This is a genomic window from Agilicoccus flavus (assembly GCF_014857905.1).
GTDB classification, from domain to species: domain Bacteria; phylum Actinomycetota; class Actinomycetes; order Actinomycetales; family Dermatophilaceae; genus Agilicoccus; species Agilicoccus flavus.
The window spans coordinates 705,108-718,372 of sequence record NZ_JACYXE010000001.1 but is presented as its reverse complement, the minus strand read 5'-3'; the positions used below and the strand labels follow the sequence as shown (position 1 = coordinate 718,372).

The 13,265-nt window shown below is 73.7% G+C and carries 14 protein-coding genes; 9 read left to right on the top strand and 5 right to left on the bottom strand.

Features of this window, described 5'->3' with window-relative positions; genetic code table 11:
- Window positions 1-149 precede the first annotated feature (149 nt).
- The 5 genes from ICW24_RS03235 to ICW24_RS03215 form a co-directional block, all read right to left on the bottom strand.
- A complete protein-coding gene (locus ICW24_RS03235; protein ID WP_226344241.1) occupies window positions 150-776 on the bottom strand; it encodes a response regulator transcription factor in 627 nt (208 codons plus the stop codon).
- Window positions 773-2,065 (bottom strand): sensor histidine kinase, encoded by a 1,293-nt coding sequence (locus ICW24_RS03230; RefSeq protein WP_226344240.1) that lies wholly within the window; start codon window positions 2,063-2,065, stop codon window positions 773-775. Before ICW24_RS03230 ends, ICW24_RS03235 begins: the two co-directional genes overlap by 4 nt.
- Before the next feature lie 53 nt (window positions 2,066-2,118).
- Entirely contained in the window at window positions 2,119-2,958 is an 840-nt protein-coding gene (locus ICW24_RS03225) for an ABC transporter permease (protein ID WP_226344239.1), read from the bottom strand.
- A gap of 75 nt (window positions 2,959-3,033) precedes the next feature.
- Entirely contained in the window at window positions 3,034-4,071 is a 1,038-nt protein-coding gene (locus tag ICW24_RS03220) for an ABC transporter ATP-binding protein (RefSeq protein WP_226344238.1), read from the bottom strand.
- A gap of 113 nt (window positions 4,072-4,184) precedes the next feature.
- Entirely contained in the window at window positions 4,185-4,730 is a 546-nt protein-coding gene (locus tag ICW24_RS03215) for a Uma2 family endonuclease (protein ID WP_226344237.1), read from the bottom strand.
- Window positions 4,731-4,907: 177 nt separating this feature from the next.
- On the opposite strand from ICW24_RS03215, the gene ICW24_RS03210 reads away from it, so the two are divergent.
- The 9 genes from ICW24_RS03210 to ICW24_RS03170 all read left to right on the top strand — a co-directional run bounded on the left by ICW24_RS03210 (window position 4,908) and on the right by ICW24_RS03170 (window position 13,246).
- Entirely contained in the window at window positions 4,908-5,357 is a 450-nt protein-coding gene (locus ICW24_RS03210; RefSeq protein ID WP_226344236.1) for a cytidine deaminase, read from the top strand.
- A gap of 12 nt (window positions 5,358-5,369) precedes the next feature.
- On the top strand, window positions 5,370-6,587 hold the full coding sequence (locus ICW24_RS03205; protein WP_226344235.1) for a NupC/NupG family nucleoside CNT transporter: 1,218 nt from the start codon (window positions 5,370-5,372) through the stop codon (window positions 6,585-6,587).
- A gap of 47 nt (window positions 6,588-6,634) precedes the next feature.
- Window positions 6,635-7,261 (top strand): NYN domain-containing protein, encoded by a 627-nt coding sequence (locus tag ICW24_RS03200; protein ID WP_226344234.1) that lies wholly within the window; start codon window positions 6,635-6,637, stop codon window positions 7,259-7,261.
- Window positions 7,262-7,425: 164 nt separating this feature from the next.
- Window positions 7,426-10,383, top strand: a complete 2,958-nt coding sequence (locus tag ICW24_RS03195; protein WP_226344233.1) for a DUF4040 family protein — start codon at window positions 7,426-7,428, stop codon at window positions 10,381-10,383.
- A complete protein-coding gene (locus ICW24_RS03190; protein ID WP_226344232.1) occupies window positions 10,380-10,712 on the top strand; it encodes a sodium:proton antiporter in 333 nt (110 codons plus the stop codon). The genes ICW24_RS03195 and ICW24_RS03190 overlap by 4 nt, the downstream gene beginning before the upstream one ends.
- Entirely contained in the window at window positions 10,709-12,229 is a 1,521-nt protein-coding gene (locus ICW24_RS03185; RefSeq protein WP_226344231.1) for a proton-conducting transporter transmembrane domain-containing protein, read from the top strand. The genes ICW24_RS03190 and ICW24_RS03185 overlap by 4 nt, the downstream gene beginning before the upstream one ends.
- Complete coding sequence (locus ICW24_RS03180; RefSeq protein ID WP_226344230.1) at window positions 12,226-12,606, top strand: Na+/H+ antiporter subunit E; 381 nt, start codon at window positions 12,226-12,228, stop codon at window positions 12,604-12,606. Before ICW24_RS03185 ends, ICW24_RS03180 begins: the two co-directional genes overlap by 4 nt.
- On the top strand, window positions 12,603-12,863 hold the full coding sequence (locus tag ICW24_RS03175; RefSeq protein WP_226344229.1) for a monovalent cation/H+ antiporter complex subunit F: 261 nt from the start codon (window positions 12,603-12,605) through the stop codon (window positions 12,861-12,863). Before ICW24_RS03180 ends, ICW24_RS03175 begins: the two co-directional genes overlap by 4 nt.
- A complete protein-coding gene (locus tag ICW24_RS03170) occupies window positions 12,863-13,246 on the top strand; it encodes a monovalent cation/H(+) antiporter subunit G (protein WP_226344228.1) in 384 nt (127 codons plus the stop codon). Before ICW24_RS03175 ends, ICW24_RS03170 begins: the two co-directional genes overlap by 1 nt.
- The last annotated feature ends 19 nt before the right edge of the window (window positions 13,247-13,265 follow it).

The window sequence follows — 13,265 nt, the reverse complement described above, 5'->3', positions numbered from 1 at the left end:
TGCTGACCGGGCGCGCCATGCGCACCGCCGAGGGACGGCGGCGGCATCGGCGAGCGTCGTCCTCACCCTGCCACGGCCCTCGGCGCGGGGGCGAGCCCTCTCGCCGTCGGTGCGGCTCGCGAGCTCGCCTCCGTTCGCGGACCGGGGCCTCAGATCCACCCCTGGGCCCGCGCCAACCGCACGGCCTCGTGCCGGTTCGCGGCGCCCACCTTGGCCGTCGCCGCCGACAGGTAGTTGCGGACCGTGCCCGGCGAGAGGCTCGCTCGCCGGGCGATGTCCTCGACCGGGGCGCCGTCGGCCGCGAGCTCGAGGACGTCCGCCTCCCGCGCCGACAGCGGGCTCGCGCCGGCGGCGATGGCGTCCGCGGCCAGCTCCGGGTCGACGTACCGACCCCCCGCGTGGACGGTCCGCACGGCCCCCGCGAGAGTCGCGGCCGACGCCGTCTTCGGCAGGAACCCCCGCACCCCGGCCTCGAGCGCCCGCTTGAGGTACCCGGGGCGGCCGTGGCTCGTGACGATCATCGTCGCGAGGCCGGGCTGCTGGGCGCGCAGCCGCCCGGCGACGGCGATGCCGTCCTCACCGGGCATCTGCAGGTCGAGCAGGGCCACGTCCGGCGTCGTCGCCGCGGCCATCGCCACCGCCTCCGGGCCCGACGCGGCCTGCGCGACGACCTCGAGGTCGTCCTGGAGCCCGAGCAGCATCGCGAGGGCGTCCCGGAAGAGGTTCTCGTCGTCGGCGAGCAGGAGGCGGATCGGCGTGGGGGTGGGGTCGCTCACGGCAGGGTCCCTTGGTCGTGGGCGTCGGCGTGGGCGGCGGCCGCGCCTTCCGCGGCGTCCTGACGATCCGAGGGCGCGTCCGCGTCGGGCCCCGGCACAACCCGGGAGCACAGCGGCAGGGTGGCGACGAGGGTGAAGCGACCCTCGCCGGAGGAGGTGCTCAGGGCCCCGCCGACCTCCCGCAGCCGCTCGGACAGGCCGAGCAGACCCGTCCCCGAGCCGGGCCGGTCCGCGCCGCGTGGATCGGCCCCGTCGTTGACGATGCTGAGCTCGACCCGGTCGCCCACGATGCGGGCCGAGACGTGCACGCTGCTCGCGGCGCTGTGGCGCAGGACGTTCGTCGACGCCTCCCGCAGGACCCAGGCGGCGGCCGTCCGCCCCCGGTCGTCGAGCCGGGCCAGTGCGTCGTCGACGCCGGTCTCGGTCAGCCGCGCCCCCGCCGACCGCAGCACGGAGCGGGACCCGGCGAGCTCCGTGGCCGGGTCGATGTCGCGGTAGCCGGCGACGAGCCGGCGGGCGTCGACGAGGGAGGACTGCGCGAGGTCCCGCACGGCCGTCATCTCCCCGACGGCCCGCTCGTCGCCGCGGCGGGCGAGCTCGGCGGCCAGCTCGCTCTTCAGCGCGATCGCCGATAGCGTCCGGCCGTACACGTCGTGCAGGTCGCGCGAGAAGCGAAGGCGTTCCTCGGCGACGGCGAGCCGGGCGTGGGTCGTGCGGGAGCGGGCGAGGGTGCGCACGACGTCGAGCATCCACCACGTCAGCGGGCCCAGCGGGGCGAGGAGCACGAGGATCAGGACCGCGAGGACGACGAGGCCGAGAACCGCGGCGACGCCGACCCCGCGGGCGAGGAACGCGGCCGCCAGCACCGCGACGGCGACGGCGCCGGCGGTCACCAGGTGCCGCCAGCGCAGCGTCAGCCCGAGGGTCGCGAGCCCGGCGCCGAGCACGAGCGCGATCGGCGAGTACGCGCCGGCCCCCGTCTCCCGCCACGCCTCCGGGTCGGCCACCGCGGCGAGCAGACCGGTGACGACGAGCGTGAACACCCCGTACGCGGTCTCGGTCCTGCGCGACCGGGGCGCCTCCGCCAGGGCCCGCGTGCTGTGGACGATCGAGGCCACGAGATGCGCCCCCAGGCCGAGGAGGGCCGCCACGTGGAGGGCGTCGGTCCGCCAGGTGGGCGCCAGCGTGAGGGCGGCGGCGCCGTGCGTGGCGAGGAAGACGAAGAGGAAGGACGCCCGCGTGTAGGTCTCGAAGCGTCGCAGGTCGGTGCCGTCGGCCCGGTGGCCCATCGCGCTCCCTCCTCCCGTCCGCTCGGTCCTGCCGTCCCGTCCAGTCTCCCAGCTCAGGACCGGGCCTCCCAGCGCATCGTCCGCTTCGCGACCCACGTGCCGACCAGCGCCCAGGCCACGAGGACGAGCAGCGGCCGGATCGCGGCGAGCAGGACCTGAGCCCCGCCGAGGGCCCGTCCGTCGAGGTCGGTGCCCGCGAACGCGAGGGTCGACAGTTCGGTGACCGGGGTGAGCGGGGTGAGCTGCGCGACCGTGCGCAGCGGCTCGGGCATGACGGCCAGCGGGATCGACAGGCCCGAGAGGAGGAGCGGCACCATGATCACCGGCAGCGTCGTGATCTGCGCGTGCTCGACCGACTTCGTCATCGGGGTGGAGGCGATGGCGAGCATGACCCAGGTGACGCACGCGGCAAGGGCGCCGAGGAGGAACAGGAGCATCCGCGGGTGCAGGGGCAGGTCGAACAGGACGGTCGCCGCGGCGGCCGCGAGCACCGCCTGGCCGAGGGTGACGGCGACGAACGGGGCGCTCAGCCCGGCGAGGATGACCCCGTCGGAGGCCTCTCCGGCGCGAAGCCGCTTGAGCAGCAACGACTCCCGGCGGGCCACGAGGGCCGTGACGAGCGTGTAGTAAACGACGAACAGCAGGGCGGTGCCGAGGACGATCGTCGGCACGAGGACCCCGAGACCGAGCGCATCGGGCGCGACGCCGAGGAAGAACACGGCGCACACGAGCGGCAGCGCAAAACAGTTGATCGCCGCGACCTTGTTGCGCAGCAGCAGCGTCCACTCGGCGCGGGCCAACGCGCCGATCTGGCGCAGCGCCGGGGCGGGGGTGGGCGCGGGATCGGGGGTGGTCGGGGTCGGGGTGGGGTCGGTCCGGTCGAGGGTGGTCACGGTGGTCTCCTTCGGTGGGGTGAGGCGAGGGCCCGAGGCGGGGCCGCGTCGAGGCGGGGTCGGCCCGGGGGAGGCTCAGGCCGCCGCGGAGGCGTTGGCGGAGTCGGAGTCGACCGAGTCGCTGCGCCCGGCGACGTCGAGGAACACCTGCTCGAGGGAGGCGGTGCTCGCGCGCAGGCCCGGCAGGGTCGTGGGCCCGGCCCACGCGAGCACCTCGCCGAGCGTGGCCTGCAGGTCCGGTGTGCGCAGCACGACGCGATCGCCGTCGCGGCCCACGTCGACCCCGGCGAAGGCCGGCACCGGGCCGAGGCCCGCGGGCGGAACGAACTCGACGCGGGACGGCTGCCCGGCGACGACCTCGGCGAGCGTCCCGTGCCGCACGATGCGGCCCTCGTGCATGATCGCGAGGTGGTCGGCGAGGCGTTCGGCCTCCTCGAGGTAGTGGGTCGTCAGGACGATGCACGTGCCCTGGTCGAGGAGGTGGCGCAGCAGATCCCACACGCCGGCGCGGCTCTCGGGGTCGAGCCCGGTCGTCGGCTCGTCGAGGAAGAGCACCTCCGGGCGGCCCATGATCGCGAGGGCGAGGTCGAGGCGGCGGCGCTCCCCGCCCGAGAGGTTCTGCACGGCGACGCCGGCGCGGTGGCCGAGATCGACCAGGCCCAGGGCCTCGGCGACCGGGCGCGGCGCGGCCATCGTGCCCGCCCACATGCGCCCGGCCTCGGTGACCGTCATGTCGGAGGGGAACCCCGCCTCCTGCAGCATGATCCCGATGCGGGGACGCACCGTGCGCCGCCGGGTGTACGGGTCCTCGCTGCACACGCGGACCCGGCCGCCGCTCGGCCGCGCGAGGCCCTCGAGCACCTCGAGGGTCGACGTCTTCCCGGCGCCGTTCGTGCCGAGCAGGCCGAACAGCTCGCCGCGGCGCGCGGCGAGGTCGACCCCGCGCACCGCCTCGAAGCGCGTCGCGCCCTTGCCGTACGTGCGGCGCAGTCCCGTGGCGGCCACGAGCGCGTCACCGGGGACCGTGGTCGTGTGCTCGTCGTGCGCCACGGGGGCGATGGTGGCGGCGGAGGCGTGGTCCCGCCGGTTCGCGGGCTGCAGGTGGATGTCCATGTCTCCACCCTGGGCCCGGTTCTGAGCCCCGGCCCGTGCCTGGAGTCACCGGTCCGGGTGAGGCCCGCACCCCCGCGGGATGACGTTTGTCATGTCCGCCCTCGCCACGGTGATCAGCGGCGCCACGCCGCCGGAGTGAGCGTGACCGCGACAGGGGCGTCGACCGTGGACGAATCGTCGCCGTCCACCGTCGCCGTTCTTCGGTAGGTGCCCTCGCTCAGCTCGAAGACGTCGATCGACGGACCGGCGGGGTCGACGATCCAGTACGAGGGCACCTTCGCGCGCTGATAGCGCTCGAACTTCAGGAGGGCGTCGATCCCCCGGCTGCCCGGGGAGAGGACCTCGACCGCGAGCAGCGGCGGCCCGGGCAGGCCACGGTCGTCGAACGCCGCACGCCGCGCGACGAGCAGATCCGGCTGGAGCACGGTGTCCGGCGCGAGGGTGACGTCGAGCGGGGCGAAGAGCACGGCGAGGTCGTCGCCGGCGTGACGCCCGCACGCCAGGCGGAGGACGGCGTAGAGCTCGGCGAGGACCGACTGATGCGCCGGCGACGGCGCGGCACTCACCAGCAGAACCCCGTCGAGCAGCTCACGCCGGAACCCGTCGTCCGGGAGGGCGTCGCGGGCCTCCCGCGTCCACCCCTGCGTAAGTGTCGTCATGATCGTCATCGTGCCCCCTTCGGCTCATGAGGGCCAGAGTCGTCGGCCTCACCTGGGGGAGAAGCCGCCCGTCCACCGCATCGACACCCGCGACGACCGTCCGTGCGAGCCGCGACCCGCCGTGGACAAGACCCACCCTGTTGCCCGCCTCGCAGGGCCCTGGCAGGCTCGCGGGCCATGGACACCCCCACCGCGTCGAACCCCGCGCCGAACCGCGCGACGCCCCCGACCGACGAGGAGCTCCTCGACCTCGCGCGGGAGGCCGCCGCTCACGCGTACGTGCCGTACAGCTCGTTCCCCGTGGGGGCGGCCCTGCTCCTCGCCTCGGGGCGGGTCGTCCAGGGGTGCAACGTCGAGAACGCCTCGTACGGCCTGACGATCTGCGCGGAACGCACCGGTGCGACGCGCATGGTGGCGGAGGCCGACGACGACGCGGACCGGCGTATCGTCGCGGCGGCGGTGATCGGCCTCGAGGCGTCGCCGTGCTTCCCCTGCGGGGCGTGCCGGCAGGTGCTCCACGAGTTCGGCTGCGAGCGCGTCGTCGTCGAGGAGGTCGGCGCCCCGCGGTCCTACCCGTTCGAGCAGATCCTGCCCCACGGGTTCGGCCCCGCCGACCTGACGAACTAGGAGGAGACCGCGATGGAGCGTTTCCAGGGACTGATCGGCATCGCCGTCATCCTCGGCCTGGCGATCGGGCTCTCGAAGCACCGGTCGCGCATCAAGTGGCGCACGCTGGGCGTGGGCCTCGCGCTGCAGGTCGCCTTCGCCCTCCTCGTCATCAAGTGGGAGCCCGGCTTCGCCGCCCTCAAGTGGGTGGCGGAACGGTTCACCCAGGCCATCGGCTACACGTCCAAGGGCACGGAGTTCGTCTTCGGGTCGCTGCTGCCGGCCGAGGGCAAGGGCTTCGTCTTCGCGCTCAACGTGCTGCCGGTCATCATCTTCCTCGGCGCGATCATCGGGGCCCTGTACTACCTGCGGGTCATCCAGTTCGTCGTCGACATCATCGGCACCGGCCTGCAGAAACTGCTGGGCACGAGCAAGATCGAGGGGGTCTGGGCCTCGACGGTCATCTTCCTCGGCCAGTCCGAGGCCCCCCTGATGATCGCCCCCTACATCCGCACGCTGACGACGGCCGAGCTGTTCACGTGCATGACCGGCGGGTTCGCGGCCGTGGCCGGGTCGACGCTCATCGGCTACTCGCTCCTCGGCGCGCCGCTGCCGTACCTGCTCGCGGCCGCCGTCATGAACGCGCCGGGCTCGCTGCTCATCGCGAAGGCGATGTGGCCCGAGACCGAGACCCCGACGAACGACGCAAGCGTCCGCGACGTCCGCGACACCGAGTCGCGCAACCTCATCGACGCCCTCGGCCGCGGAGCGATGAGCGGCGGTCAGATCGCCGTCATCGTCGGCTGCCTGCTCATCGCGTTCGTCGCGCTCATCGCCTTCCTCTCGGCGATCCTCGGCGGCATCGGCGGGTGGTTCGGGCAGGACAACTGGTCGCTGGAGGGGTTGTTCGGGCTCGTGTTCGCCCCCGTGGCGTGGGTCCTCGGCACCCCGTGGGCCGAGGCCACGACGGTCGGCAACTTCATCGGCCAAAAGACCGTGCTCAACGAGTTCGTCGGCTACACGGCGTTCAGCCAGCAGGTCGACTCGCTCTCGCCGAAGGCCCTGATGATCTCGACGTTCGCGCTCGCCGGCTTCGCGAACTTCTCCTCCATCGCGATCCAGATCGGCGCGTTCGGCGGACTGTGTCCCGAGCGGCGCGGTGACGTCGCCCGGCTCGGCCTGTTCGCGCTGCTCGCCGGCACCATGACGAACCTGCTCAACGCCGCCATCGTCGGGGTGGTGGCGCTGTGACGCCGGGGAGCAGACGCGTCGTGGCCGCGGCCCGTACCGTGACGGACATGGAGCCACGCACCGACAGCCGCGTCGAGGACCCGACCGAGCGGACGCAGACCCCCGGCGAGAGCGCCGCGGAGGCCGCCCGCCGCACGTACGTCCTCGTCGACGGCGAGAACGTCGACGCGACGCTCGGCTCGTCGATCCTCGGGCGCCGGCCGCGGCCCGACGAGCGGCCCCGGTGGGAGCGGCTCATCCGGTTCGCGGAGTCCCGCTGGGACCAGCCGGTCACGGGGCTGTTCTTCCTCGCCGTGAACGGCGAGCTGCCGATGAGCTTCGTCCAGGCCCTCCTCGCCATCGGGTACCGCCCCGTCCCGCTCATGGGGGCACCCGACGAGAAGGTCGTCGACATCGCGATCCAGCGCACCCTGGCCGCGCTGGCCGAGCGCGAGGCCGACGTCATGCTCGTCAGCCACGACGGCGACTTCCTGCCCCAGATGGAGCCGCTGCTCGACGGGCGGCGCGTGGGCGTCGTCGGCTTCGGCGAGTTCCGCAACGGCGGGTTCGCCGAGCTCACGCACCGCGGCCTCGAGACCTTCGACCTCGAGTACGACGTGGGCGCCTTCAACACCCGCCTCTCGCGGGTCCGGATCATCCCGATCGCGGAGTTCGACCCCGCCGACTACCTGTAGGCCGCCGACGCCGCGGGGGCGCGGTTGCACATCCCGGTGGCGAGCGGGCGGGTCGGGCTGTCGGTCGTCGTTGATACGTTGTCGGTCATGACGACGCCCGCTCTCGCCGTAGCGCCGGGGCAGGACCCCGCGTCCGGCCTGTCGCACGGCGTGCCGGTCGTCCCGTGCTGACGACCCCCGCGGGTGCCGTCCCGCTCACCCTGGCGCTGCTCGTGCTCGCCGTCGTGGTCTCGGCGCCGCTCGTGCGCGTGGCCGGGCGCAACGCGGGGTGGCCCCTCGCGGCGCTCTACCTCCTCGCGGCGGGCGCCTTCACGCCGGCGGCCGCCGACGCCGTCGCGGGCGGGCACGCGCGCTGGTCGATGGAGTGGGTGCCGGCGCTCGGGGTCGAACTCGCGTTCCGCGTCGACGGCATCGGTGTCCTCTTCACGTACATCGCCACGCTCATCGGGGCCGTCGTCTTCGCGTACTCGACGCGGTACCTCAAGCGGGACGGTGCGAACCTCAGCTTCTACCTCGTCATGACGACGTTCACGGCGGCGATGACCGCGCTCGTCCTCACCGACGACCTCGTCGTGCTCTTCGTGTGCTGGGAGCTGACGTCGATCGCGTCGTTCCTGCTCATCGCGCGGTCCGGCCGCGGCGCCGAGGCGCCCTCGTTCCAGGCGCTGCTGGTCACGTTCGTCGGCGGTCTCGCGATGCTCGTCGCGGTGGGCGCGATCGTCGCCCGGACGGGCACGACCGTGCTCAGCGAGGCCCTGCGCAGCGACGTGTGGGGGGCCGACCCGTCGTTCGCGACGGCCGTCGCGCTGCTCGTGATCATCGCGGCGTTCACGAAGTCGGCGCAGTTCCCGTTCCACGTGTGGCTGCCCGCGGCGATGGCCGCCGACACCCCCGTCAGCGCCTATCTGCACGCCGCCGCCGTGGTCAAGGCCGGCATCTTCCTGCTCATGCGCTTCGGCCCCGCCTTCGCCGACGTCGCGGTCTGGCACGTGCTGCTCATCGGGGTCGGGCTGCTCACCAACTGCCTCGGCGCGTGGTTCGCCCTCGCCCAGACCGACCTCAAGAAGCTCATGGCGTACTCGACGGTGAGCCAGCTCGGGCTCATCGTCGCCGCGATCGGGGTCGGCTCGCCGGTCGGCCTCACGGCGGCGGTCGTCCACACGATCGCCCACGCGTTGTTCAAGTCCGGCCTGTTCATGCTGGTCGGGGTCGTCGACCACGCCGCGCACACGCGCGACCTGCGCCGCCTGCCGCAGCTCTACCGCGCGATGCCGTGGACGTTCGCCGTCGCCCTCGTCGGCTGCGCGTCGATGGCCGGCCTGCCGCCGCTGCTCGGGTTCGTCAGCAAGGAGTCGATCCTCACCGCGATGCGCGACGCCCCCGCCGGCGCGCTCGCCCTCGCCGTGGCCGCGTTCGGGTCGGTGCTGACCTTCTCGTACTGCGCGAAGATCCTGCTCGGGGGGTTCGTCGACGGCCGCGAGGAGCGTGAGATCCACCCCGTCGAGGCCTCGTTGTGGTGGCCCACCGCGCTGCCGATCCTCCTCGGGGTCCCCCTCGCGTTCGCGCTCGGCCTGCTCGAGCCGCCCGTCGCCGCGGCCGTGGAGGCGGGGCTGCCGGCTGGGGCCGCGGGCGAGCATCCCCACCTCTCGCTCTGGCACGGTCTCACCCTCGAGCTCTGGGTCACGGCGCTCGTCGTCCTCGCGGGCGTCCTCGTCGCCCTGCGCCGGGCGCGCGTGTTCCCCGCGCTGCAGCGCGACTGGTTCGGCTTCGACGGCGCCCGCGTCGTCGACCTGCTCACACGCGCGCTGGCGTCGGCCGGCCGGGTCGTCGACCGCCCCGTGGCCGTCGACCATCCGTCCCGGCACCTCGTCTTCATCCTCGGCTCGTTCGCCGCGCTGCTCGCCGGCGGGGCCGCGGTGCTCGCCTCCGGGGGGCACCTGCCGGCGCCGCAGCCGGGGCTCTCGGCGCCCATCGACGCCGTCGTCCTCGTGCTCGTCACCGTCGGCGCCGGCGTGGTCGCGTTGTCGCACAACCGGATCGCCGCCACCGTGTCGCTCTCGGCGGTCGGGGTCCTCGTCGTCATCCAGATCATCGCCCTCGGCGCCCCCGACGTGGCCCTCACCCAGATGCTCGTCGAGGCACTGACGATCGTCGTCATCATGCTCGTGCTGCAGAAGCTGCCGACGACCTTCCCGCGCTCGTCCCGCGGTTCCCGGGCGCGGGCGCTCGGCTTCGCCGCGCTCGTGGGGGTCGGGGCCGCGGCCGGCACATGGGCCCTGACCGGGCGCCGCGGCACCTCCGGCGTCGCGCAGCACTACATCGAGGACGCGCCCGTCATCAGCGGTGGCGCGAACATCGTCAACGTCATCCTCGTGGAGTTCCGCGCCCTCGACACCCTCGGCGAGCTGACGGTGCTCGGCATGGCGGGCATCGCGATCGTGGCGCTCGTCTCGACGGTCCGCAACGACCACCTGGACCCGCCCGGCGACCAGGAGATCCCCGAGATCGACCTCCGCGCCGACGGCAGCGCCGCCGAGCGCGCGATCCGGGCGGCGTGGGCCAACGTGCTGCCGCTGCAGCTCCTGCTGCGGGTCGTCAACCCGATCCTCGCGCTCGTGTCGGCGATCCTCTTCCTGCGCGGGCACAACGAGCCGGGCGGCGGGTTCATCGCCGCGCTCGTCGGGTCGGCGATCGTCGGGCTCACCTACCTGTCGACCTCGCGCGACCGGCAGATCGGCCCGCCCCGGCTGCCCGTCTTCCTCGTCGGCGGCGGGGTGATCACCGCGGTGCTCACCGGCCTCGCGGGGCTCGTGGGCGCGACGTCGTTCCTCGAGCCGCTGCACGGCCACATCGGCGCCTGGCACTTCTCGAGCTCACTCGTCTTCGACCTCGGCGTCTACCTCGCGGTGCTCGGTCTCGTCATGATCGCGTTCAACCTGCTCGGCACGAGCGCCGCCACCCGGACCGCGGGCGAGGAGGGCACCCGCGAGCGCGCCGACGAGGCCGTCGAGGGCGAGCTCTCCGGCCCGCTCGACACGGTCCGCGGTGAGTCGCCGGGGCGGGTCGGCCGCACGACGTCCTTCATCAGCAGCGGAACCCGACCGAAGGAGCCGGGCCGATGATCCTGCCCCTGACGATCGGCGTCCTCGTCACCGCGGGCGTCTACCTGCTCACCCGCCGCAGCATGGTGCGGGCCGTCTTCGGGATCGGCCTGCTCAGCCACGCCGCGAACCTGCTCATCCTCACGGCCGGCGTGACGTCGTTCCGCGAGGAGCCCATCGCCGGCCGCGTCGACCCCGCTCTCGCCGCCGATCCGCTGCCGCAGGCGTTCGTCCTCACCGCCATCGTCATCACGCTCGCCGTCATGGTCCTCATGCTGACCATGGCGGTGATCGGGCACGACGACGACCTGCGCCGCGCGCCCGAGGTCGGGGAGACGCCCGACTCATGAGCCCCGCCGCCCTCCTCCCGCTCCTCGTGGCGGTGCCCCTGCTCGCCGCCGGCGTGACCGTCGTCGTGCGCGTGGCCGCCGTGCAGCGCGCGCTGCTCGTCGGTGTGCCGGCGGCCACGGCGGTCGCCGGGCTCGCCCTGCTGCGCGCGCACGCGGCGACCCCGGTCCTCGCCGACGCGGTCGGCGCCTTCGAGCCCGGCATCGCCATCCCGTTCGTCTCCGACACGCTCACCGCGGTCATGCTCGTCGTCACCGGCGCGACGACGGCCGTGTGCGCGTGGTTCCTGTGCCTCACCGGGGAGGACCGCTACCGCTTCGTCCCGCCCCTGGCGCTCATGCTCACGGGCGGCGTCAACGGCGCCCTGCTCACCGGCGACCTCTTCAACCTCTTCGTCTTCGTCGAGGTCATGCTCCTGCCGTCGTACGCGCTCATCGCCGTCACCGGGTCGTGGCGGCGCCTCGGCATCGGGCGCATGTTCGTCCTCGTCAACCTCGTGACCAGCACGTTCCTGCTCATGGGCGCCGCGCTCGTGTACGGCGCGGCCGGGACCGTCAACCTCGCCGCGCTCGCCGGTGCCGCCGCCGACGACCCGCAGGTCGGACTCGCGGTGTCCGTCGTGCTCCTCGCGCTGCTCGTCAAGGGCGGGATCGTGCCGGTGCACGGGTGGCTGCCGAGGGCCTACCCCGCGACGTCGGCCGGGATCATGGCGTTGTTCGCCGGCCTGCACACGAAGGTCGGGCTGTACGCCGTGTACCGGATCGTGGCCGTCGCCTACGGCGGGCAGATCCCGTGGGCGGGCCTGTTCGGCGCGGCCGTCGTGCTGACCATCCTCGTGGGGGCCCTCGGCACGAACGCCGAGCGGCGGATGCGCGGCGGGATCGCCTACCAGATGGTCTCGGGCGTCGGCCACATCCTCGTCGGCGTCGCGCTGTTCACGCCGGCCGCGCTCGCCGCGGGCGTCTTCTACCTCGTCCACCACATCGTCACCGTCGGCGCCCTCGTCCTCGCGGTGGGCGCCGTCGAGCACACGTACGGCACGGGCCGCCTCGACCGGCTCTCCGGGCTCATGCGCCGGGAGCGGTGGGCCTCGGCGATCGTCGGGCTCGGACTCTTCTCGCTGGTGGGGCTGCCACCGACGTCGGGCCTGTGGGGCAAGGTCGGCCTCGTGCTCGCGTCCGCGGCCGCGCCGTCGGCCTGGGGCGTCGTCTTCATCGTCGCGATGATGATCGCCTCGGTCATCTCCCTCCTCGCCCTCCAGCGGTGGTGGGTGGCCGCGTTCGGGGGCCCGCCGCTGCAGACCTACCGGCCCGACGACCCGGAGCACGGCCGCGGGGTCGCCGTGCCGCTGCCGGACGACGTCCGCATCCCGGGGCGTCTCCTCGCGCCGGCCACGGTCCTCATCGCCGTGTCGGTCGTGATGTTCGCCGGCGCCGGCGTGCTCTTCCCGGTGGCCCAGGACGCCGCGGGCGGTCTGCTCGACGTCGGCCCCTACGTCGAGGCGGTGCTCGGACGATGAGCGCCCTGACGCACCCGATCGCGACGATCGCCTACGCGGCGTTCATCTTCCGCGAGGTCGTCCTCGGCTCGGCGCGGGTCGCCCGCACCGCGTTCTCGTCCGCGCACCCCCTCACGCCGGCGATCGTCGAGTTCCCGCTGCGCTGTTCGACCGACGCCGAGGTGACGGTCATGGCCAGCTCCATCACCATCACGCCGGGCACCCTCGTCGTCGGCATCGCCTCGGCGACCGAGACCGAACCCCCGACCCTCTTCGTGCACAGCGTGTTCGACGACGATCGCGACTCGATCCTCGCCGGGCTGCACGACATGGAGACCCGCCTGTTGACGATGACGCGCGGCCGGGCCGCCGCCCGCGCGGCGGGAGGGACGCCGTGACCGTCGTCTTCTGGATCGGCGTGGCCGTCCTCGCCGTCAGCGTCGCCGTGGGCTTCGCGCGCATCGCCACCGCGGAGGACTCGGGCAGCCGGGCCGTCGTCGGCGACCTCATCTACTTCTCGACGATCGGCATTCTTGTGCTCATCGGCATGGTCAAGCGCAGCGCGGTCATCGCCGACCTCGTGATGATCGGCTCGATCCTCGGCGTCCTCGCGACGATCGCCCTGTCGCGGATCCTCACCCGCGGGAGGCGTTGATGGACATGCTGCACCTCGTCGTCGACGTCGTCGTGGCCGTGCTCGTTCTCGTGGGCGTCGTGCTCGTGTTCGTCACCGCGGTCGCCATGTTCCGGGCCCACGACGCGCTCGGGCGGGTCAACGTGCTCGGCCCCGCGACCGCCCTCGGCGTGCCCTGCCTCGTCGTCGCGCACTGGCTGCACGGGCTCACCGTCGAGGGGTTCTCGTGGTGGGGGCTCGCGCGGCTCGTCATCACCGTGGGCGCGCTGCTCGTCGTCTCCTCCGTCGCGAGCAACACCCTCGCCCGCGCCACCTACCTGTCCGGCAGCCCCGTCCATTCCTCGACCCACCCGCAGGACCTGGCGCGCCGCCCGGAGCGGGGCCGCGAGACCGGCCGAGACTGACGCCGGACCGACCCGGGAC